We start from the raw sequence: 22,177 nt of genomic DNA, 5'->3' as shown, positions 1-22,177 counted from the left end.
AGGTTGGCATCGACAGACTCAGTGGAGCCGTCGAGAGGTATGGACGCCAACGTAAAAACGGCACCCGTTGCAAATAATCTGGAAATCCAGTGCATCTTGTTCTCCAAGCAGTTTCATCAGTCTCCGAGCTTTTTCGGAGGGGATTTTGTATTATATTGGAGACATCCCGGCCTCGAAGCGGAAAAGGCGACTGTATCGCCCGGATGGATGATCGTGACGGCATCGGCGGGGGAGACAATCTTGTTGAGCATCGCTACCCGTCCCGTGCCCGGAGCCATTCGGGTATGATTTTGATGAGCTTGTCCTGCGTCTTGCTCGAAACGAACAGGCCGACATGCCCGCACGGAAGCGGAACCTCCTTATAGTCGGCGCTGCCGATCTTGCCGCCGAGCGCCTTGGAACAGCTGGGCGGAATGATATGGTCGTCCCGCGCGTAGATATTGAGCACGGGCATGTCGATCGCGCGGAGGTCGACGATGCGGCCCGACAGCTCGAACCTGCCCTCGACCAGGCGGTTCTCCTGATAGAGCTCCTTCAGCCATTGCCGGCCGGCTGCGCCCGGGTGATCCGGCCGGTCGGCCAGCCATTTCTCCATGCGCAGGAAGTTCATCAGCCGGTCCTTGTCGTCGACGATGTCGAAGAGGTCGACATTGTACTTGATCAGCGAGTGCATCGGCCTCATGAGCGAGAATATCGAGCTCATGAATTCGCCGGGGATGACGCCCAACGCATCGACCATGCGGTCGATATCCTCGGGCGCAAGCGAGCGCATCCAGATGTTGAGGAGGCCTTGAATCGCCGCCGGGTCATCGATATCGGCGTGGAAGTCGATCGGCGTGATGGTCAGGACCAGGTTCTTGACCTTCTCCGGGTGGAGCGCCGCATAGCAGGTGGTGAAGACGCCACCCTCGCAGATGCCGAGCAGCGTTACCTTGTCATGGCCCGTCTCGCGGCAGATCCGGTGCACCGCCTCATGGATATAGTCGTCGACATAGTCGTCCATCGTCAGCCAGCGCTCGGTGCGGCCGGGCTTGCCCCAGTCGATCAGCCAAAGGTCGGTGCCCTCGGCGAGCAGGCTACGCACCAGCGAGCGGTCGGACTGGAGGTCCGCGATAGTGTAGCGGCCGACCAGGCTATAGACGATGAGGACCGGCGTCTCGACGGTGCGCTTGGCCGTCGGCTCGTAGCGAAACAGCTCCACCTTGTCGCGGCGCATGACGAGCGTCTTCGGGGTTGCTCCGACATCGACATCCTCGTCGCGGATGCCGGCGAGCACGTCCGCCCCTTTGTGAAACTTGCCGACATTCTCGGCGAAATCCTTCAGGAAGCTGGTGAAGGCGGTTTCGCGGGGTTCGGTCATCGCTCATCCCTTTCCTGGTTGTGTGGCGAAACCGCGTGCACCTTCGACTTCATCGCGCTGTGCCCTGATGCTGGCGCGCAGCTCCCGCCTGAGTTCCGTGAACTGCCGCGTCAGCTCGTCGAAGTCGTGCTGGCTCGGAACGCCTAACAGCTTGGCGACGCTGTCGGTCATTTGCTGCTGGCAGGTGCGCAGGTCCAGCGCGGCGAGCAGCAATTCGCGCTGCGCGGTGAGGAAATCCTTAGAGCGCAGGTTGCTGATCATTTCCTCGTTCGCAATGTATCTCCACTTGTTGAAGGCCTTGCGCCAGCCGAAATCCTTGGCGTCTTCTTCCTTCGTGTCGGCGAGCGTTGCGCTGTAGCGTTCATAGGCCTTGCTCCACGGCACGGAGGCTATGGCGTGATAGGCCGCCATGCGCTCGCCCACGTCCATCCAGGCCGCCATCAGAGCGTAGACCTGGTCGAGGTTCCACATGTCGGCAAGGCGCGGGCCTTCCACCATGCGCTTGATGGTTTTTGAGATCTCGCCGCCCTGCGCGGCGGCAAACAGGCTGCTGTCAGCCGCGCGCGGGGCGATGAAGGGCATCATCGATTTGAACCACAATTTTTCAACCTCCCCTGCCTGCTCGATGTTGCTGCGCCACATTTCCGACATGCGCAGCAGCATCTGCGAGAATTCCGGTTGGTCGTCCGAGCTCGGGGTCATGGCCTGCTCACTCCCGCAAGTGCTTTGGCATAGATCGCCCGGGCCTGATCGTCGTCGAGCTCGCGCGGATTGTTGACCAGTAGGCGCTCCGCGTGCTTCATCGCACCCTTCGCCAGCTTGGAAAGATCGCCTTCGCCGATTCCAACCGCCGAAAGCGAGCCGGGCACCCCGCAGTCTCGGCAGATCGCCTCGATCTCGGCGATGAAGGCCGCCGCGTCCGCCGCATCGGACTGCCGGCGATAGCCGGGCTGGATAACGTCGGAGAGCTCGGCATAGAGCGCTTCGGCCGCCGGCCGGTTGAATTCCAACACGTAGGGCAGGACCAGCGCAACGGAGAGGCCGTGCCCGACATCGAAGATCTCGCCGATCGGATAGGCGAGCGCGTGCACCGCGGCAACCGGCGAGTTGGCAAACGCCATGCCGGCCAGCATGGAGCCGAACAGCATGTCCAAGCGCGCTTCGAGGTCCGAGCCGTCCGTATAGACTTTCCTGAGATTGGCCGACAACAGCGCCAGCGCCTTCAACGCGAGCTGGTCGGAGGTCGGGTTCTTCTTGATCTTGCCGGTATAGGCCTCGATTGCGTGCGCCATGGCGTCGATGCCCGTCTGGGCGGTGAGGTGCGGCGGCAGGCCGAGCGTCAGTACGGGATCGAGGATCACCCAGTCCGGGATGAGGCGCGGCGAGATCACCGCCTTCTTCTCGTCGTTGGGCGTCTTAACGATGGAGATCGGCGTCACTTCCGATCCAGTGCCCGCCGTGGTCGGCACCAGCAGCAGCGGCAGCCGATCGCCGGTGGCACGGCCGATACCATAGATATCATCAAGCTTGTCCGGGGTTTTGGCGAGATAGGCGACGAGCTTTGCCGTATCCAGTACGCTGCCGCCGCCGATCGCCACGACAGCGTCGACGCCGCACTCGCGGCAGATTTCTGCTGCCGCTTCGATGACATGCGACGGCGCGTCGACGACCACGCCGTCGAACACGGTGAGCGCGATGCCGGCTTCGGCAATCGCCGCTTCCGCATTGCGCGTCAGCCCGGCCGCCCGCACCTTCTCGTCGGTGACGAGCAGCACATGGGCGGCCTTGTAGCCCTTGAGGAGCTCGCCGATCTTGCTGGACGCGCCTGCCCCGAAACGGATGTTGGACGGGGTTTGGAAAGTGATGGCCATGTGTTTGGTCCATTTGTTTGGCTCTCTCGGGCGGCAGGGCCTGCCGCCCGAGGCGGTTTATCCTAGGTCGCTCAGGCGCGTAGTTGGTTTCGCTTTGCGCGAGCGCGGCTTGTCGGTGAGCCCTCGCTTGTAATCCGAATAATCGGTCGCCACTTCGACAACATGGACGCCGCCGCCTTCGAAAGCGGCTTCCAGCGCCGGCACCAGATCGTCCCGTGGGTCGACGCGCGTGCCCTTGGCGTGATAGGATTCGGCCAATTTCACGAAATCCGGATTGTCGAATTTGGTGCCGAAATTCTTGAAATCCTTGGAGGCCTGCTTACAGCTGATCATGCCGTAGTCCTTGTTATTCAGGATGACGATGACCAGGTTGAGCTTGAGGCGGACGGCCGTCTCCAGTTCCTGGCTGGTCATCAAGAAGCCGCCGTCGCCGCAGAGCGCCATGACGCGGTGCAAGGGATTGAGCATCGCGGCCGCAATCCCCGACGGCAGTCCTGCTCCCATCGTTGCAAGAGCATTGTCGAGCAGCAGCGTATTGGGGGCATTGGTCTGGTAGTTGCGAGCGACCGAGATCTTGTACTGGCCGTTGTCCAGCACCAGGATGCTGTCATGCGGCGTCATCACCTCGCTTATATCGTTGACCAAACGTAGAGCGAAGCGGTCCTCCGTCGCCCGCGCGGCGGTGCGCTCGAGAATGGGCTTGCGTAGGTAGAGAAGCGCCTGCGCGTTTGGCAGCTTGCCCTCGAGGCGATCGGCCAGCGCCTTCAGCGAATGGCCGATCTCGCCGATGAGCTGGAATTGCGGGAAGTAGACCGGCTCGACTGGTGGCGCCTGTTCTGCGATGTGAATGACCTCCTGGCCGCCCTTGCGCATGATGAACGGTGGCTTTTCGGTCGTGTCGTGGCCGATCGGGAGGATCAGGTCGGCCTTGTCGATGACCTCATGCACATCCTCGCCTTCGGATAGCGCCGGCGTGCCCATATAGAGGTGGGAGCTCTCGGACACGGTGCCCTTGCCCATTTGGGTGGCAAGGAACGGAATGCCGGTGCGGATCACAAACTGCGCCATATCCGCTGCCAAGCCGAGATGAGAGGCGGCGGCACGCGAGGCGGCGGCTCCGAATATCAGAAGCGGACGTTTGGCTGCGGTGATGCGGGCGGCGATTTGATTGAGTTTCGCATCGCTTGCTATCGGCCGTCCGAACTGGTGCAGGAGGTCGGACCCCTTGACCATGCGCTTTTCGCCCTCAGGGCTGCGAGTGTTCTTTTGTTGCCTTGTCATGTCAATTCCTTTCGATTGCTGCCTGTGCGAATCGTAAACTGCGCGAATCCGGTGTAGAGCGGGGACGCGAGGCGACTGCCCCGAACATCAGAAGCGGACGTTTGGCTGCGGTGATGGGGCGTCGGCGCAATCATCAGACCTCCTCCTCCTCGCATTTTTCGGCCGCAATATCGTCCGGAAGCTCAAGATACACTGGCCCCTGCTTTCCCTCCTGGGTGACGCGGAAGGACTCCCTGACCGTCGACGGGATCAACTGCGCCGATGCGATTTGTATTGCGAGCTTGGTCACTGGCTTCATCACCGCGACGGCGTCGATTCTTTGAAAACCTGCCTGGGGGCGGCTCTTGATCGGCTTCTGGCCGCCAATCATCAGCAGCGGCGCCCCGCCGAGAAAGGCATAGCCAGCCCCGTTGGGCAAGTTGAGCACGCCCGGACCGCAAGTGACGAGGCAGACGCCGGTCTTGCCAGTCAGGCGGCCATAGCTCGCAGCCATGAGGGCCGCGCCCCACTCGCAGCGGGTCGTCACGAACTTTATCTTCGTCTTCGACTTGCAAATGGATTGCATGATGTCGAGGGTTTCCTCGCCGGGGATGCCGAAGATGCATTTGACCCCCTCGTCCTCAAGCCCCCGAATAAGAAGGTCGGACCCCTTGACCTTGCGCTTCCGACGTCTATCAGATTGCGGCATAGTATGCCTTCTGACGGTTTAGTTGCGATATGATGGAATCAAGCCGTCATTTGCCGAATTATGATCTTTTCGGCAGGAACGTCAACGGCCATTAAGCTGCCGCGCCAACAAAATTACCTGCTCCATTGGAGCAAGGCCTTTCGCGACGGCTTCGGCGGCGGAGACAATTTTGGTAGTGGACTTGCCAATTCCGCCCTTTCCATAGAATGCGATCTGACGCAGAGCTGCCATGCTTGGGGTTCCTTCATGTGTTCGAAGCAATGCGGTTATCCCGCACCGCGGATGCGGCGGCCCATCCGCTGCCTCGCAATAGCTCTCAAGATTCGTGCCAAGTCGGCCGATTGAGCTGACCAACAATTATTCGCTGCTATTTCAGCGATGTGGGCGGAAAATATGGGATTGGGCGAAGACGAATGCGTGTCGCGAAGGTGACAAAGGCGACGACGATGTCGTAAGTTGATTGTCATCAACAGCCGACCCCACCGGAAAACACTGGCAGGCCAGTGCTATCGCGCTAAACCACTCCCTGGGATACGATCCCACTTACCCAATAGCGCTGTCTCCGGTGGGATCATCGATCAAGCGCCGCGGCGAGCGATCCCATTCACCAGGACGAGGTAACCTCGTCCCGCATCTGGTACCCTGCATAATGTTGCCGTCTGGCGCGCGCGCCTGCTCCGCCATCGGCCAAAAATGTTTGAGCGGCCTCTCCCCACTCAAGGGACCACGACGTCGAGCAAATGACGCTTGCCGTTTCATAAATGTATCCGGCCCTGCGCGCCTGGAGTGCTGTTGCAGCTGGTCATGATGACAGGTCCGCACGCTCCGTTCGGAATAAAGAGTTCGGGCACGAAGCCTTTTTTCACAGGATTTACGGCATGTTGATCGATCGTTTCGTCCATCACTATGCCAGAGCGTTGTAATTGAGCGAAGAGCGTCAGGCGAAAGCAGGATCTCCGAAGGACGATTGTCCGGCATGCAGGAAAAGTCCGAACACAGCGATTCCCTGCTTGATGATGCCAAGGCCTTGCGCAGGGAGGCGGACGATCCCGTTGGTGTGGGTGACCTCAGCGAGGCTCTCGCCGTGCGCCTGCGACCTGAATAATCATGACGCTTGCATGAACGAAGGTGACACCCCTGCAGCACGGTCTTGTTCAGCGATAGCTCGGCGACAGTTCGCTTCAGCTTGACGTTCGCCCTTCCAAAATGGCGTTGACGCTTCACTTGCGAGGGCATCAGACCGGTATATTTTGTGCTAATTTAGAAGGTCGCGTTAGAAGCTTCTACTTTGCGACAGACATCGGCGATCAGCCTCCCCCTCTATCAAAATTCGGGACAATGCGATCTCCGCTTAATTTTTTCCTGCGCGGGTCGTAAGTCGACAAATGCAGTTCCAGATGACCCGATTAACCGAAATTCTCCACGCCAACCCACCACATCGTCGTCACCTTTGTCAGCTTCGCGACACGCATTCGTCTTCGCCCAATCGCGTATTTTCCGCCCACATCGCTGAAATAGCAGCGAATAGTTGTTCGTCAGCAAAATCGGCCGGCTTGGCACGAATCTTGAGAGCTATTGCGAGGCAGCGGATGGGCCGCCGCATCCGCGGTGCGGGATAACCGCATTGCTTCGAACACATGAAGGAACCCCAAGCATGGCAGCTCTGCGTCAGATCGCATTCTATGGAAAGGGCGGAATTGGCAAGTCCACTACCAAAATTGTCTCCGCCGCCGAAGCCGTCGCGAAAGGCCTTGCTCCGATGGAGCAGGTAATTTTGTTGGCGCGGCAGCTTAATGGCCGTTGACTTAGTACCGTCACATCGTAATTAAACCGTCAGGAGGTTTGTTATGCCGCAATCTGATAAACGACGGCCGTGCTCGCCGGCATCCGCGATGAGGATGTCGATGTTGGAGAGACGCCGAAGACGTATCATGCTTCACGCACGGCCAAGGCTCTCTGAGCTCGAGGCGATCTGGAGATTAAAGACGTCCAAAACTGAACCTAAGCGTTTCGTTGGCGATCTGGGGAAGACGTCAGCCTGCTGGAATACGTGAAGGAGATTAAAGATGTCCAAAGCTGAAATTGCGCGTTTCGTTGGCGATCTGGGGAAAGACGTCAACCTGCTAGAATACGTGAAAAAGCATGCTACCGGTCTTGCATCACTGGTGGCAAGCGGAAAGGCGCACGGCTACGATTTCACGATCGATGAGGCAAAGAGCTACATAAAAGCCAGAAGCCCGGGTGGTATGACTGACAAGCAGACCGATCCAGCTGTCGGCAAGCTCCGTTCCGACGTTGTGACCTCTATCAAAGCAGTCCAGACCATCGTGGCCGCCACCACCGCTGTTGAGGCGGCAGAAGCGGCAACGACGGTCTTTGAAGCCGCCGAAGCGATTGTCGTGGTCGCTGCGGTCCTCGTCTAATCAGACGGTCCGGGGGTACTCATTCACCCCCGGACCGATGAGAAAGTGGAAATGGGAGGTCAACCTCGTGGCGCATTCTGCCAAGGAACACTATCGACAGATCTTTAACCGGCGGACACCTGGAGAGGTCCGCACGCTGGCCAATATTAAGCGCTTCATGGAATGCCTCTCCGGCGACGCGGCATTCAAGAGCGCGCTTTCGGAGAACGTCGACAACCCCCGTAGCGTAACCGCACGCTATGGGATTGAAGTCGACCCGATGGAGATGCTGCCGCTCTGGCATTCCAGCTACCGGAAATTCTATCGCACGCCGGAGTGTAAGTCGTGGCCATTGGCTGTAACTTGGCGTGAGTATATGGACGAGATGGTGCGCCATCGCGACATCCTGCGCGACCAAGGCAATATGTCGGTGGCCTCCCCCCGTTTCCATGCCTGGCGCGAGCGCCAAATGCGCCGCTGCGATGACGTTTTGGGCTCATCGGCAAAGTCGATCACGCACCCCGTCATTGCTTTCGAGCTGAGCGAAGGCTGCACCGGGGGCTGCTGGTTTTGCGGTCTCTCGGCGGGCCGGTTCAAAGGTTTTTTTGAATATAGCAAAGGCCATGCCCACCTGTGGCGCGGCGTGGTCGGCGTCGCGAGGGAAATGTTTGGTTCGGCAGCAAGCACTGGCTTCTGCTATTGCGCCACAGATCCGATGGATAATCCCGACTACGACCGCTTTCTCTTCGACTATTATCAAATCACCGGCACATTGCCGCAAACAACGACGGCAATGCCTCTCAAGGATCTGGCACTCACCAAGCGCGTGCTCGAGCTGTTCAAACGCTACCGCTGCGTGACCAATCGCTTTTCCGTGCTGAGCACTGCTCAACTCAATCAGATCCACGCGATATTTTCGCCCGAGGAGCTGATGGGCGTTGAACTCGTGCTGCAGGGCAAGGAGATGCGAAGTTCAAAAGCTTTCGCCGGCCGCGCGCGAAAGGAGAAACTCAGCGCAGTCAAAAACGGCGATGCAACCATGGAATCTGAGAGCGATCACTCGACGATCGCCTGCGTTTCCGGCTTTCTCGTAAACATGCCGCGGCGGCGTGTGCAATTGGTGACGCCGGTACCGGCGAGCGGACGTTGGCCTCTCGGTTATCGCATCGTGGATGAACGTTTCTTCGGAACGTCAGACGAGTTCCGGGACGAAGTCCAGAGCATGATCGATGACCACATGCACGAGAGCCCGCCTCCCAACCGGCCGATCCGCTTCCGCGGGGACTTGCAGTACGAGCCCAAGCGCCATCACTTCCTCCTCCGATCTTGCCACATTGAGTATCAGGTGCCCGACAACGCCGCCTCCTCCGTTGGCGACCTGATCGCAGGTGGCCGTTGTACTGCGTCGGAGTTGGTTGCGCAGATCGTAACGGATGGAGCGAGCGCCATAGCAGTTGCCGATGAGCTCGACCAGTTGCACTTAAGAGGGTTGCTCGAAGAGGACCTCGACGAACGCTTGGCCTGGCGTAGTGGCGAGGGCACGACATGAGCCCCGATATGCAGATCTTCCTGGTGAACATGCCGATGTCAGCAGTTGAACGACCGTCGTTGGCGCTTGGCCTGCTGAAGTCGGCGCTGACGCGGGCCGGCCTGAGATCGAGGATAGTTTATGCCAATATCTGGTTTCTGGAATACGCTGGCCTCGCCGACTATAATTTACTTGAAACTTCCCCTCCGGAGGAAGCGCTTGTTGACTGGCTGTTCGCAGGCGTCGCATTTCCCGACTTCGAACCCAACCACGCCCTGTTCCTCGAACGGTACTTCCGGCGCAATCCGTGCCCACATAATAATGAGGCCGAGCTTCGTGCTAATTTCCTCAAGCTGCGTTCGCTCATCGGCGGCTTCATCGATTGGACATGCGGCAAGATACTGAAGGAACGGCCGGCTATGGTCGGCTGTACCTCAACATTCAATCAGCATGTTCCCTCGCTCGCGTTGCTGCGACGCTTGAGGGAGCTCGCACCAGGCTTAATCACCCTCATGGGAGGTGCAAATTGTGAATCCGTGATGGGACGTACTACTCATGCGCGGTTCCCGTGGGTCGACTACGTCGTGTCGGGGGAGGCCGACACACTGATCGGAGGGCTCTGTCGCGACATCCTCACTCATGGTCGCGACATCCCAGCAGCCGACCTGCCGTTCGGCGTTTTCGGCCCAGCTCATCGCCAGGCCGGCGATCCCGCCACGCTGACAGGCGACTTGGTGCACCGCGCAGTGGTCGAGAATATGCATGCCCTGCCGCTGCCAGATTTTTCGGATTATTTTGCCGAGCTTCAGAGTTCGCTCTATGCCGACCGCGTGCATCCCGGGCTGCCGATGGAGTTCTCTCGCGGCTGTTGGTGGCAGCGCAGCAGCCCCTGCACGTTCTGCGGCTTGAACGGCGCATTGATGACGTATCGCCAGAAGCCGGCCGCACAAGCGTCAGAGGAGATGATCGAGATGTCCAAGCGCTACGGCACGTCGCGCATCGAGGCCGTGGACAACATTCTGGCGAATGACTATGTTGAAAAGGCATTGCCTCGCCTCGTCGCCCTACCCGAAAAGCTCGCCATCTTCTTTGAAGTCAAAGCCAATTTGAAGCGCGATGAAGTCGAGAAGTTGGCCGCAGGCGGTGTCCGCTGCATCCAACCAGGTATCGAGAGCCTGGATAGCCGCGCTTTGAAGCTTATGGGCAAGGGAACGACGGCAGCGCAAAATGTTCAACTCCTGAAATGGTGTCGCCAATTCGGCATGCGGGTCATTTGGAGTATTCTGTGGGGCTTCCCCCGCGAAAGCGACGCCTGGTACGCTCAAATGGGCCGCTTGTTGCCGCTGCTGCATCATCTGCAGCCGGGACACGCTGTCAGATTGCGCTACCAGCGCTTCAGTCTCTATCATCGCGCAGCCGACCAATATGGGCTGACGCTCAGCCCGGCGGCTTCCTATCGCTATGTCTATCCGCTCTCTGAGCGCGATCTTGCTGATCAGGTTTACTACTTCGAAGACAGTGAAGACGATGATGCCGGCCGCGATTTCCGCGCACTTGACGCAAAACGCCGCCCCGGAGTTCAGGCGGTTATTCAAGGTATGGATGCCTGGGGGGACGCATGGTGCGGCCTCACGCCACCCATGTTATCGATGCGCGACACCGGTGACGAGATTATAGTCGAGGACACACGTGAGGTCGCAGCGGAGCGTGAACAGGGAGTCAAGGGCCTGGCGCGTGAAATCCTACTGGCTGCTGATCAAGGCATGCCAGAGGCCCGCCTGGGTGGACAGCTGAAGGGGGCGAGCCTGATGGAGATTGAGGAGGCGACTGCAGACCTTATTGCTCGCAAGCTGATTGTCCGGCTGGACGCCCGCTTGGTTGGGCTTCCACTTTGGAACCCCTGTACGCCAATGCCCGCTCTGACCGCGTTTCCAGGAGGCTATTTAGACCGACGTGTCGGCGGCTAAGGTTGCGTGCATATGCTCTTGGAACTCGAGGGATGGGGCACAAATATCAAAGCGAACCTGTAGCAATTTACGGAGACTTGGACGTGTAGCGCATTGCTGGATTTGAAGCGAAATTAAATGGCGACGACATGATGAGGCAGCGACCGTTCAGTATTGCGGACGCGCGTTTTCGAAGAACTTGTCTACACTCTGTTGCCCCATCCCGCGAGCTGCTTCGTCGCAACCGAACTTCAGACCCGATGATTGTTCCGGTCGAAAGGGTGCACCCTCGACCGACTGAAATTCATAAAGCGCAAACATCACCCAGCATCAACTCGTCCAGCTGGCGCATCAACTCAAGTTAGGCACTCATAATGTCTGGGATTCAAGACGCTGGCCGAAGTCTTCGTCACCCATGCGCTCGAAAATGGCTGGTCAACAATTCCGACAACAGAGCTGGTTCGGTTTGTCTGAACAGTTTCGGGCGTTTCGCTAAGTGGATTTCTGCCTCGATTATGCCGCCACCATCATTGGTGTCAGCGCGTTGAAGTAGGCCTGATCCGGCGTCTGCCGGTCAAGGGATGAATGTGGGCGTCGGCCATTGTAGAAGGTCAGATATCGGCCAATGCCGACGCGGGCCTCGGATACGGTCTTGTAGGCGTGGAGATAAACCTCCTCGTATTTGATCGACCGCCAGAGCCGTTCAACGAACACGTTGTCCCGCCACGCGCCCTTGCCATCCATCGAGATGGCAATCTATGCTTTCTTCAGGACCGCCGTGAAGTCGATGGAGGTGAACTGCGATCCCTGGTCGGTATTGAAGATTTCCGGCTTGCCATAACGGGCAAGTGCCTCCTCGACCGCTTCTATGCAGAAGGCTGCTTCCATCGTGATCGACAGCCGCCACGACAGAACCCTTCGACTGAACCAGTCGACGACGGCGCAGAGATAGACAAAGCCCCGTGCCATCGGAATATATGTCAGGTCCATTGCCCACACCTGGTTGGGTCGGGTGACCGCCAGCTTGCGCAGGAGGTAGGGATAGATTTTGTGTCCAGGCGCTGGTTTGGAGGTGTTCGGCCGACGGTAGATCGCTTCGATGCCCATCTTTTTCATCAGCGTGGCGACGTGCAGCCGCCCAGTCTCCAGCCCTTCTCCCCTCAAGAGCCCTTGCAACATCCGACTTCCGGCAAAGGGGTAGTCGAGATGCAATTCGTCAATCCGTCGCATCAGGGCCAAATCCCCGTCAGACACCGGACGAGGCAGATAATAGACGCTGCCACGGCTGAAGCCGAGAAGCTTCGCTTGGCGCACGACCGACAGTTTATGCTCGCGGTCGATCATTTCTTTCCGCCCAGCAATCCCGCTTTGCCGAGCGCACCGGATAAAAAATCGTTCTCCAGTGTCAGTTCGCCGATCTTGGCATGCAGGGTTTTGACATCGACGGTTGGTCCCGCCGGTTCCGCCTTGGTTTCATCACCGAAAACGCCTGTCGCCCCCTCAAGGAGCTGGTCTTTCCACTGTTTGATCTGGTTGGCGTGCACGTCAAACTGCTGGGACAGTTCCACCAGCGTCTGCTCGCCTCGAATGGCGGCGAGCGCCACTTTTGCCTTGAAAGCCGGGCTATGGTTCCGGCGCGGTCGTCTCGTCATGGTATCTCCTGTTCCTGGCATCTAAGCCGAAGTCAGGCAGAAATTCCACTTATCCCCGCTGTGCAGATTTCCCGAGCCAGCTCTGACATCGCCTTTCATCGGCGCCTTGCGGCGTATGCGGCGCGCATAATCAAGGCCATGCTTTCGGCACCATCGGCGGATGGTCTCGTAGGAAACGACGATCCCGAAATCAAGCAGCATTTCCTCGACATCGCGCAGGCTCAGATTAAAGCGAAAGTAGAGCCAGACAGCACGGGCTACGATTTCGATCCGATAGCCGCGGTTCCTGTATGTCGGTGCACTCACGGTCATGGGTGCGCTGCTACCTCAATTCCATACCGCTCAATCAATGTGACAGTACCCTCTCATCAACCCGTCCGACGGCGGGAGAGGATCATGAAGCGCTTCAAGTCAGCGCGACACCTTCAGCGTTTCGTTTCCGTACACGACCCGATCGCCAACCTCTTTAACGTTCCCCGCCACGGTATTCCATCCACCCACCATCGAGAATTGCAAGCAACTGACATGCAAGCATGCGCCAAATCGCGCCACGCCGAATGAACCAAAGCCTCACTCCCAGATCTTGTCTTCGCAGCGTTAAGTTTACAGTGCCCGCCGAGCCGTTCGGGCAGGTCACGCCAGCGACCGCCGGAACGGGCCACCCACAACAGCGCGTCCAGGAACAGCCGGTTGTTCGTGCGCGGGCGGCGTTTGCCCTTCGTGCCGCCCGGCACACAATCCTTGATCCGTTCCCACTGGTCATCCCGAAGCGCATCACAATCCACGGCCGATCTCCAAAAGTCAGCCTTGAATCTGATTTGCGCCTCCGGCGGAATCCCAAACCGTTAAATCGTCACCACGACCTAATTCGGTCGAAGCCTTTTGGTCGCAATCAGCATGACGAGATCTTCGGAGGCATCTGCGAGCGCCAGTGCCAATTCCGCAGCCGACCATCCACGTTTCTGCAAACTGACGAGCATTTCCACCATCGCGACTTCGACTTCTCGTCTGCAGCTCGAAATCGGCTTCAATTCGATATATTTCTCATCACATGCCGTGGTCATCTTAGCCTCCGCTCTGCCATCTGAAAGGCAGCGTAAACAATTTCGACAATGGGTGGATATGGGAGGGGTTGCATGCAAGCCTCAAGCCACTACGCATCGACACAGATTGCCTCGGCTGCGCGCAACCCCTCGCGCGCCATTATTTGCCGATGTCCGGCATCAGGAGCGTCTCGCATGAATCTGCACAATAGGCGGTGGAATTCTTCCCGGCGCCTGAGCGGGTGCACGCAGAATGATTCCTGTTGCAAGCCAACGCTTGCGCAAAGCGCGCAAGAACAATTCTCCGATAGTTCACGACCTATCCTCCTATTTTTGCATGTTTTGTTTTGAATAATATCGTTTTATGTTGCCGGCGCCCCGAAACTACATTGCACCGGCAGCTGCGTATTTTGGATTTCCGAACTTCCTTCGGAATTAATCACTACTCATCTAGATATATGAACAGGACGCAATTGTCGTTATCGCCGCATCCTGAAAATTATCGGTCCGTCCATTTCTGCTCGCCAGGGAATATGATAAGTAGCTTATGCACGTAAAGCTCTAGCCAATTCGGCTTTTGTCGGATGGCTGCAAGGTTCAGCCGCGAAAACGATTGTTTGCTTCAGTGTCAGCCGCCCGGATCGGCTTATGCGCTGGAGGAATTGGATGGCTACGGAGTCTGGAGATGACCCCGCTGCGGGACAGGAATGACCGGCGCACCTGGAGCGGCGGCGCTGGTGCCCTTTGATTTTCGACGCATAACCTGCCACCGAAAGAACAGTTCCAGTCCTGGCAATCACATATGGCGACCGCTTGTGGATGTTCATCTGCCGGATGGAAAATCAGAGGGCGACGGTTTTCTTGCGGAACAGACCGGATGGCATCTCGGCGATATCCTCATCGTTCAGCAGCGCGCGCAGGCATGCAGCTATATTCGCGATCAGGCCATGCTGCGATCGAGCCCAATTGATCACGGGAACGTCGGCGTAATGCGCAGCGGCTGGGCGTGGACCGAGGCCAATCGGCATGTAACGGCGACCGGCCCAGGTGAGGTATTTTTCAGGTCTCTTGGTTATCCTTACCGCGGGCGGATGACCGATTCAGTCGCTGATGCTCGTCTTCTTGCCGTAGCTGCTTGATTGTGACCCGATGTCCTCGGACGTGAAGTGCGTCGGCTTAGACTTCGGCGACAGAATCGTCCCGCCGCCGAACACCCTCCAGCTTATAGAAGCCGCGGCCATCGCCAATTTCGTAGCAGAGGTCGAGGTGCGGTACCGTCACGGTAACCGGGCATCGATCAAACGTGGGATCTGGCGGTATGACAAGCCTCGTCACCGCGACCCGTCGGCAGTTTGAACTCCCCATCACGATCCGCCAAGGCGGATAGGTCGCCCGACAGATCGAAGAGCTGTTCGGCTATGAGGTGCACGACCTCCCCTTCCCGTTGGATTCGGCCATTGATAGCCATCATGCTCGATCCAAGTACAACGCGCCGGCGTCCCTCGAAGAGCTTCGGCCAGGTGACGTTCGCCGGACCTGCCTCATCCTCGATCGTCAGAAACATCACGCCTTTTGCCGTTCCCGGCATTTGACAGACCAGAACAAGGCCAGCGGTCATCAACCAACGGCCATCTCGAGCCGACATGGCTTCTCCGCAGGTGACGATGCTTCGAGCGGCAAGGTCCTTGCGCAAAAACGCGATCGGGTGCTCGCGTCGAGTCAAGCCGGTATGGCTGTAGTCCTGGATGACGTTGTGCCCATCTGTCATCTGCCGGAGTTTGACATCAGGCTCCTTGCTGCTCGGCGATCGTCTTCATCTCGCGCTCGGCCGCGGCAACAAAGAGCGGCAGTGGCTCGTCGCGCAAAGCTTTTATCGCCCACAGCGCATCCCGTCGCTGAACGTCGAGCGATGGCAGGAAAGGATCGGCCTCCGCCAAATCGACCAACGATGCTGCCGAAACGCTCGCGCGCCGCCACATGTCATCGATGCTGTCGAAGGGGTGATTGGCACGGGCGGCGACTATGCGTGCTGCGTCGACCGCCGCTAGTCCACGCACCAAGCGCATGCCCAAGCGGACAGCATGGCGGCGCTCTCCCTCCAGAGCGAAAATTACGTCGAGGGACCAAGGGGAAGACCTCCAAAACTACGAATTCTCGCAGCTATCCGTCTTCGATTTTTCAACGCGCGGCGCGGCGGCCATCAACTGGCCGACCCGATTATAACGGCTGCCGCGAGGTGAATGATTGCGCTGAAACTTTGGTCGGTTTTGTCCGCTCGCATTCAATGCGTTTGAACTCTTTGAGTTTGCAGAAGAAATTCTCGATGAGGTGCCGCTATTTGTAGATTTCGCTGTCGAGTGGAAGAGCTGCTTTTCGTCGTGGATGCTGGGAGATGACGACCTTAGCTCCACGCTCGTTTAAATCAGCGACGATTTGGTTGCTGTCGAAGGCCTTGTCAGCGATCAGCCCGTCAAAACCAATGCCATCGATGAGCGGAGCAACGCCTACCGTGTCGAAGCGATGACCGGGCAGAAGAACAAAGAGATTTCCAAGTGTGTCAGTCAACGCAAGGATCTTGGTCGTCAAGCCGCCCTTCGAACGCCCTATAGCCTGGCTCTGAGTCCCCTTTTGAGCCCTGTCCGTGGCGGTGGACCTTGACGATGGTGGCGTCAACCATGGCATATTCCATGTCAGGCTCATCTGAGCAGACCTCAAAAAGCCTTGTGAAAACATCGGCTTTGACCCAATCACGATACCGTTTGTAGATCGTGTTCCAGTTCCCAAAAGCCGTGGGGAGATCTCGCCACGGGCTTCCTGTACGCACAATCCAAAGAATTGCCTCGATGAAGCGCCGGTTGTTGCTGCCACTTCGGCCGGGATCAGACGGCTTGCCGTGGCAATGTGGTTCCATTTTCGCCCATTGGGCGTCCGTCAGCACAAATCGTTCCATCTGCAGCTTGAATCACAAACAAGCCCCAGAAGAAACCCTGAACCTCAACAGCCCCTAGCCTTCGACCACAAATTCGGCACGGAGGTCCTGATCGATGTCACTGTTGGAAAAGTTCGAACGCTACCAGCTCACCTTCGGCCCGACGCCGATCGAGCACCTGCCGCGGCTGACTGCGGCGCTGGGCGGCAAGGTCGACATCTATGCCAAGCGCGACGACTGCAATTCCGGCCTCGCCATGGGCGGCAATAAGCTCAGGAAGCTCGAATATATCGTGCCCGACGCGATCGCCTCCGGCGCGGATACGCTGGTGTCGATCGGTGGGGTCCAGTCGAATCATACCCGCATGGTGGCTGCGACTGCGGCGAAGATCGGCATGAAATGTGTCGTCATCCAGGAGAAATGGGTGCCGCACTACGATGCGGTCTATGACCGTGTCGGCAATATCCTGATGACGAAACTGATGGGCGCCGACAGCCGGCTGGTCGAGGATGGGTTCGACATCGGCATCCGCAAGAGCTGGGAGGATGCGATTCAGTCGGTAGAGGATGCGGGCGGCAAGCCCTACGCGATCCCGGCTGGCGCTTCGGTACACAAGTTCGGAGGCCTCGGCTATGTCGGCTTCGCCGAGGAAGTCGCGGCACAGGAAAAGGACCTCGGCTTCATCTTCGACTATATCATCGTCTGCGTTGTCACCGGTTCAACCCAGGGCGGAATGATCGTCGGCTTTGCCGCACTAGACAGGGCCGACCGGGTGATTGGCATCGACGCCTCGGGCACCCTCCAGCAGACGCGGGATCAGGTGCGGAAGATCGTCGATGCGACCTCGGAACTCGTGAACCTTGGTCGGTCGGTGCGTGAAGACGAGATCGTCATCAACCCTGACTACGCCTATCCCGCCTATGGAGTGCCCTCGGAGGAGACCAACGAGGCGATCCGGCTCGCGGCGCGCACCGAGGCGATGATTACCGACCCAGTCTATGAGGGAAAGTCGATGCAGGGGATGATCGATCTCGCACGCAAGGGCTTCTTCTCCGAGGGCTCGAAGGTGCTGTACGCCCATCTCGGCGGCGCCCCGGCGCTCAACGGCTATAGCTATTACTACAAGGACGGGTGATTGGCACCGTCAGGTTAACCGGCCCGGGTATCGCGTTAAACATAGCTGAATGGCAAGTCGAGCCGATTATGATCACGCCTCCGCAGGTCGATCTCCAGTCGATCCGACAGTGAAAACGAATAGCGTCGGATGAGGCTGTCTTCTCGACTGTTATAACGAAAAACTTCCGTGGATCCGCGCACGTTTCCCCAGGGATGAGATAACCCCAGCGCGGACCAAAAAGCTACCCGCATAAGCGGAAAGCGAACAGCAAACGATCAGGACAACCATGACATCTCACCTCGCAAGACAGAAGCATGCTGAGGAAAGACTAGGCGCAGCCCTTCAACAAATGAACGACGCCATCCGCGACGTACACAAATCCGGTATTGATGTCGATATCAGCACCCTCACCATGCACACGCCGCGTGGCCCGATGGTTCAAGTCGACCTAAAGGCGTTCCGCGCATGTGGAGCCCCGCCAGTGTTGCGGTTGGTGGAAGAATAAATGCGGTGACATCGGGCATTTGTCACCGTGCCGCAATATCACGTGCCTGGGCTCCCACCAACAGCACTGTTGCATGGATCAGACTTTGGACAAGGCAACCCTATCCACTGCATTTTTCATGCAACGCGCTCGAACTTGGGCCGGCCAAGTTCTGTCGTCCGGTTAAGAACACGGACGCCAATCTTCGCTTCAGTCTTCTGATTTTCAAAATGTCGTGCTTTGAGTTTGGGCCCGGCACAGCCTTCCATCGACCCATCTGGGTCTCAGCGCGACTGCGCTTGTTGTAGTCGGTGGATTTCTGCAATGGCCATCCGCCCTTTAGTCTGGATTTCTGCAATATGGCGATCGCGGACGGATGGAACCAGCCCCGATTGAGGGCTGGCAACGGCAGTCTTGGGAGGTGGGATAATGACCTCTACGATCTCACCAGAGCGTGTCGCCAAAAGATCTCGGCTTGGCGTTCCATCATAGGCGCCGGCGGCAATGAACTTCTCGAAGGGGCCACCGATCTGGTCCAGAAGTCCTGGTAACGCTGTCGGATCGCCGACATCATCCACGGTCAGATCGGAACAAACAATCTCACCAATGACAAGATGAGACCAAGGTGCAGTTTGCGCCATCTTTTGCGTTTGGCCTTGGTTTTGTGCTTGTTTTCCACCCACTCGCCCTCGCCGAAGACCTTCAAGCCGGTGCTGTCGACAACCAGATGGACCGGACCTGATGTTGTGGCTCGGGACTTTGTCGACGGCAACGCCAGCCCTTTGCTCCGGCGAGACAGGGTGGAGACGTCAGGCACGGCAATATTGAACCCCATCAGCGCCGCAACACTGCGCATCAAGCCTTGGGTCTGGCGTAGCGCCAGCCCGTAGACGACGCGCAGGATCAAGCACAACGTAATCGCCAGATCCGAGTTTTCGGCTGACCACCCCGCGATGTCCGCCTTCGCGCCGTCCATAAAGACAGGGCCTCATCCTTCACCCAGATGGTCAAATCACCACGTTGACGCAGGCTTTCATTATATGCCGGCCAATTCGTCACCTGATATTTCTGCTTGGCAATCTTGTCCCGCCGATCGGCTTTGGACGTGTGCGGCATCGTCGAAATCCCGATCAGGAGACTGAAAACAACCGCTCAATATCAGTCGCCGGGTGATCCACGCAACAACGCCACTAGGAAGGGGGCTGGCCGAAGACGAACAGGCCGGCATCTGCGATCCACGCTGATGCCGGCCGAGATGGGCGGAACTTGGCAGGGGAAAAAGCTATCCGTGGATATAGGCAGCGGACAACGGCCCGAGCTCCGCCGAGATCTGTCGCCACCTCGCCGGCTGCGCGCCGGTGCGGGAAATCATCGCTTCGATCAAGCCGGTCGATACCGCATGCTTCAGTTTGGGGTCACCGCTTCGCATGCCGAGTTCGATCAGCTCGAATACCCTCTGGCGGTCTTCAAGCGATGAAAAACGCTCGGCGATCAGCCATCCCATATCCGAATAGAGGGCGTGCATGGCAGAGAGATCGATCGGCTGGCCGGTTGTCGATCCTGCTTCCAGGGCCGGCGCCCCAGGTATGTTCTGCGTCAGTTCGGATGTGATTGTGCTGGTATCCATCGATGTCGTTCCTTGTCCTGCTGAAATCGTTTGGCGCGGCCGTTGGCCGTCAGTCCGGACGAAAGGCAGAAGCGTTGTCACTGGTGATCCAGGTTGGCCCTTCGCCACGTCCGCTGACGAGCCACGCCAGGCTGACCCCGAGCGCTTCGGCAATCATCACGAGGCGGTCGGGGAAGGGAGCGTCACGATCGTTTTCCCAGTCGATCCAGGTGCCTGCCGCGATGCCGATTGCGAGGGCGGCGGCTTCGACCGACAGGCCGTTCGCGTCGCGCGCCAGCGATATCCGGCCGCCGATGGTGTCGTCAGTCGTGTAGAACGTGTCCGGGCTGTCGATATACAACTGCCGCTCCTGCTCAATCTTGCGAAGATGCTCACCAGCACGATGGTGCTGGGGAGCATGATGTCGGAGATCAGCCTTCCTCGCCGATCCAGCTCTTCACCTGGTCGGGGTGGTCGGCAATGTACTTGTCGACTGCTTGATCATAGGAGCTCTGCTGCGCGGTAAACATCGCCGCTTCCAGATCGGGAATCGGCAGCTTCATGCGCGACAGGAAGTCGGCAACCTTGGGATATTCCGACTTGAAGTCCTTGCGCGCCAGAATGTCGACGTGCTCGGCTTCACCCAACGATTTTTTCGGGTCGTCGAGGTAGCGCAGCTGGTGCTTGCCGAACATCCAGTGCGGGCTCCAGGCGGTGGCCACGAACCACTTTTCGCCGCGCACGGCGCGATCGACGGTGGTCAGCATGCCGGCTTCGCTGGAGATCTGCAGCTTGTAGCTGCCCAGCCCGTAATCCTTCTCGGCCTTCTCCGACAGGCGCGTTAGGCCGGCGCCGGGGTCGATGCCCTGGATGGTGCCGGAGAGCTTCTTCTGGACGTCTTCCTTCTTGAGATCCTCGATCGAGCCGATCTGGTCTGCGGGAATGTAGTCCGGGACGACCCAGCCGAGCTTGGCGCCGTCATAGACGGTGCCGAGCGTCTCGACCTTCTCCTTGACCTTGGCATAATAGTCCGCATGGGTCTGCGGCAGCCAGGCCATCATCATCGCATCGAGATCGCCGCGGCCGACACCCTGGTAGAGCGGCGCCACGTCTGCCTGCACAAGCTCGACCTTCTGGTTGAGCTTGGTCTCGATCAGCCTGGCAGCGAGCTTAGTGACGAATTCGGCGTCGGACCATGCGGCCCAGCCGATCTTCACCGGCTTGGCATCCGCAGCCATGGTCGCTGTGACGGTGCCAACGAGAAGGGCGGCGGCGAGGCCGAGGGTTGCGAGTGTTTTGAACATATGTGCTCCTTTTGTGAAGGTCCGCATTAGACGGGTCGTTGCCCGCATTGGTCTGACGCGGGGGTCAGGCAGTAGCGGTCGCCAGTTCCTCGCGCTCGGTCTTGCGGAACAGTCCCAGCCAGAAGGCGGCGCGGGGTTTTCCGAGGCTCTGGGTGATCCGGTCGAGAATGACGGCCAGGATGACAACGGCGATACCGCCTTCGAAGCCGGTGCCGACATCGAGACGCTGGATGCCCGTCAGTACCGTGTTGCCGATGCCACCGGCACCGATCATCGAGGCGATCACCACCATCGACAGCGACAACATGATCGTCTGGTTGATGCCGGCCATGATCGAGGGCAGGGCATTCGGCAACTGCACCTTGAAGAGCAACTGCGTAGCGGTGCAGCCGAAGGCATTGCCGGCCTCGATGAATTCGCCATCCACCTGGCGGATGCCGAGATTGGTGAGGCGGGCCACCGGTGGCATTGAGAAGATCACCGTGGCGATCGCGCCGGGTACGGCACCGAGGCCGAAGAACATCGCGGCCGGGATCAGGTAGACGAAGGCCGGCATGGTCTGCATCAGGTCCAGAACAGGGCGCACGAAGGCGGCGACGGAATCCTTGCGCGCCATGGAGATGCCGAGCGGCAGGCCGACCAGCATGGCGATCAGCGTCGAGGCGATCACCAGCGATAGCGTCTCCATCATCGGGCCCCAGAGGGCGATGTGATTGACGAGCAGCAGGCCGAGCGCGGTGAACACCGCAAAGCCGATGCCGACACGCCAGAGCGACAGGATCACGAAGATCGCGATGCCGACAGGCATGGGGATAGCCAGCAGGGCATTCTGGATACCATCCGTGACGAAGCCGATGGTCGCGGCGATGGCGTCCAGCAGCGGTGAGAAATTGTCGAGGACGTAATTGACGGCAGCGTCGATGCCGTTTCCGATATCGAAGTTCATAGTATATCCGATGTGTTTGG

The 22,177-nt window shown here is 58.7% G+C and carries 13 protein-coding genes and 13 pseudogenes; 8 read left to right on the top strand and 18 right to left on the bottom strand.

From position 1 onward, the window contains the following. Window positions 1-253: 253 nt before the first annotated feature. The 6 genes and pseudogenes from phaC to BS630_RS38720 all read right to left on the bottom strand — a co-directional run. Window positions 254-1,360, bottom strand: a complete 1,107-nt coding sequence (gene phaC, locus BS630_RS23875) for a class III poly(R)-hydroxyalkanoic acid synthase subunit PhaC (RefSeq protein WP_011654155.1) — start codon at window positions 1,358-1,360, stop codon at window positions 254-256. A 3-nt stretch (window positions 1,361-1,363) separates the two neighbouring features. Beyond that, the gene (locus BS630_RS23870) at window positions 1,364-2,023 is read right to left on the bottom strand and encodes a poly(R)-hydroxyalkanoic acid synthase subunit PhaE (protein WP_244432405.1); all 660 of its coding nucleotides are present in this window, start codon (window positions 2,021-2,023) and stop codon (window positions 1,364-1,366) included. 35 nt (window positions 2,024-2,058) lie between these two features. Further along, the gene (locus BS630_RS23865) at window positions 2,059-3,231 is read right to left on the bottom strand and encodes an iron-containing alcohol dehydrogenase (protein WP_011654153.1); all 1,173 of its coding nucleotides are present in this window, start codon (window positions 3,229-3,231) and stop codon (window positions 2,059-2,061) included. A gap of 57 nt (window positions 3,232-3,288) precedes the next feature. Then, window positions 3,289-4,440, bottom strand: a pseudogene (locus BS630_RS23860) (thiamine pyrophosphate-dependent enzyme); the annotation flags it as partial. A gap of 95 nt (window positions 4,441-4,535) precedes the next feature. Further along, window positions 4,536-5,200: pseudogene (locus tag BS630_RS23855) on the bottom strand (thiamine pyrophosphate-binding protein); the annotation flags it as partial. A gap of 167 nt (window positions 5,201-5,367) precedes the next feature. After that, window positions 5,368-5,431: pseudogene (locus BS630_RS38720) on the bottom strand (AAA family ATPase); the annotation flags it as partial. Between the two features lie 745 nt (window positions 5,432-6,176). On the opposite strand from BS630_RS38720, the gene BS630_RS38445 reads away from it, so the two are divergent. The 5 genes and pseudogenes from BS630_RS38445 (at window position 6,177) to BS630_RS23835 (ending at window position 11,097) form a co-directional block, all read left to right on the top strand. Next, window positions 6,177-6,305 (top strand): hypothetical protein, encoded by a 129-nt coding sequence (locus tag BS630_RS38445; RefSeq protein ID WP_259671699.1) that lies wholly within the window; start codon window positions 6,177-6,179, stop codon window positions 6,303-6,305. Between the two features lie 549 nt (window positions 6,306-6,854). Next, window positions 6,855-6,918, top strand: a pseudogene (locus BS630_RS38715) (AAA family ATPase); the annotation flags it as partial. Between the two features lie 348 nt (window positions 6,919-7,266). Beyond that, on the top strand, window positions 7,267-7,623 hold the full coding sequence (locus BS630_RS23845) for a Nif11 family protein (protein WP_028744287.1): 357 nt from the start codon (window positions 7,267-7,269) through the stop codon (window positions 7,621-7,623). Window positions 7,624-7,660: 37 nt separating this feature from the next. Beyond that, on the top strand, window positions 7,661-9,151 hold the full coding sequence (locus BS630_RS23840) for a radical SAM family RiPP maturation amino acid epimerase (protein WP_011654151.1): 1,491 nt from the start codon (window positions 7,661-7,663) through the stop codon (window positions 9,149-9,151). Then, window positions 9,148-11,097, top strand: a complete 1,950-nt coding sequence (locus tag BS630_RS23835) for a RiPP maturation radical SAM C-methyltransferase (RefSeq protein ID WP_011654150.1) — start codon at window positions 9,148-9,150, stop codon at window positions 11,095-11,097. The genes BS630_RS23840 and BS630_RS23835 overlap by 4 nt, the downstream gene beginning before the upstream one ends. Window positions 11,098-11,589: 492 nt before the next feature. Here BS630_RS23835 and BS630_RS36690 read toward each other — a convergent pair. Then, a pseudogene (locus tag BS630_RS36690) lies at window positions 11,590-12,728 on the bottom strand (IS3 family transposase). Window positions 12,729-12,812: 84 nt separating this feature from the next. After that, window positions 12,813-13,040: pseudogene (locus BS630_RS37450) on the bottom strand (IS6 family transposase); the annotation flags it as partial. A gap of 51 nt (window positions 13,041-13,091) precedes the next feature. On the opposite strand from BS630_RS37450, the pseudogene BS630_RS23810 reads away from it, so the two are divergent. After that, window positions 13,092-13,289 (top strand): annotated as a pseudogene (locus BS630_RS23810) (IS6 family transposase); the annotation flags it as partial. A gap of 53 nt (window positions 13,290-13,342) precedes the next feature. Here the strand turns inward: BS630_RS23810 and BS630_RS23805 are convergent. Continuing rightward, window positions 13,343-13,513 (bottom strand): annotated as a pseudogene (locus BS630_RS23805) (transposase); the annotation flags it as partial. Window positions 13,514-13,591: 78 nt separating this feature from the next. Beyond that, window positions 13,592-13,792: a hypothetical protein gene (locus BS630_RS23800; RefSeq protein WP_028744322.1), complete on the bottom strand. Its 201-nt coding sequence runs from the start codon at window positions 13,790-13,792 to the stop codon at window positions 13,592-13,594. A 699-nt stretch (window positions 13,793-14,491) separates the two neighbouring features. Between BS630_RS23800 and BS630_RS23795 the strand changes: the two are divergent. Continuing rightward, a pseudogene (locus tag BS630_RS23795) lies at window positions 14,492-14,899 on the top strand (AraC family transcriptional regulator); the annotation flags it as partial. 190 nt (window positions 14,900-15,089) lie between these two features. Here the strand turns inward: BS630_RS23795 and BS630_RS36685 are convergent. Both BS630_RS36685 and BS630_RS23780 read right to left on the bottom strand, forming a co-directional pair. Next, window positions 15,090-15,867: pseudogene (locus BS630_RS36685) on the bottom strand (helix-hairpin-helix domain-containing protein); the annotation flags it as partial. A gap of 104 nt (window positions 15,868-15,971) precedes the next feature. Next, window positions 15,972-16,721, bottom strand: a pseudogene (locus BS630_RS23780) (IS5 family transposase). A gap of 94 nt (window positions 16,722-16,815) precedes the next feature. Here BS630_RS23780 and BS630_RS23775 point away from each other — a divergent pair. Beyond that, window positions 16,816-17,835, top strand: coding sequence for a 1-aminocyclopropane-1-carboxylate deaminase (locus BS630_RS23775; protein WP_077979376.1), 1,020 nt, complete (start codon window positions 16,816-16,818; stop codon window positions 17,833-17,835). A 15-nt stretch (window positions 17,836-17,850) separates the two neighbouring features. Here BS630_RS23775 and BS630_RS38125 read toward each other — a convergent pair. From BS630_RS38125 to BS630_RS23745, 6 genes and pseudogenes are all read right to left on the bottom strand, one after another. Then, window positions 17,851-18,031: pseudogene (locus BS630_RS38125) on the bottom strand (DUF4158 domain-containing protein); the annotation flags it as partial. Between the two features lie 407 nt (window positions 18,032-18,438). Further along, a pseudogene (locus BS630_RS23765) lies at window positions 18,439-19,417 on the bottom strand (IS5 family transposase). Between the two features lie 166 nt (window positions 19,418-19,583). Next, a complete protein-coding gene (locus BS630_RS23760) occupies window positions 19,584-19,928 on the bottom strand; it encodes a hypothetical protein (RefSeq protein WP_011654143.1) in 345 nt (114 codons plus the stop codon). A 49-nt stretch (window positions 19,929-19,977) separates the two neighbouring features. Continuing rightward, a complete protein-coding gene (locus tag BS630_RS23755) occupies window positions 19,978-20,268 on the bottom strand; it encodes a helix-turn-helix domain-containing protein (protein WP_011654142.1) in 291 nt (96 codons plus the stop codon). Between the two features lie 70 nt (window positions 20,269-20,338). Further along, complete coding sequence (locus BS630_RS23750) at window positions 20,339-21,211, bottom strand: glycine betaine ABC transporter substrate-binding protein (protein ID WP_011654141.1); 873 nt, start codon at window positions 21,209-21,211, stop codon at window positions 20,339-20,341. Window positions 21,212-21,275: 64 nt separating this feature from the next. Next, window positions 21,276-22,157 (bottom strand): ABC transporter permease, encoded by an 882-nt coding sequence (locus BS630_RS23745; protein ID WP_011654140.1) that lies wholly within the window; start codon window positions 22,155-22,157, stop codon window positions 21,276-21,278. Window positions 22,158-22,177 lie beyond the last annotated feature (20 nt).

The sequence above is a fragment of the Rhizobium laguerreae genome (assembly GCF_002008165.1).
Lineage (GTDB): Bacteria > Pseudomonadota > Alphaproteobacteria > Rhizobiales > Rhizobiaceae > Rhizobium > Rhizobium laguerreae.
Note: the sequence above shows the minus strand (reverse complement) of the source record. Positions and strands in the feature narration are given on the sequence as shown.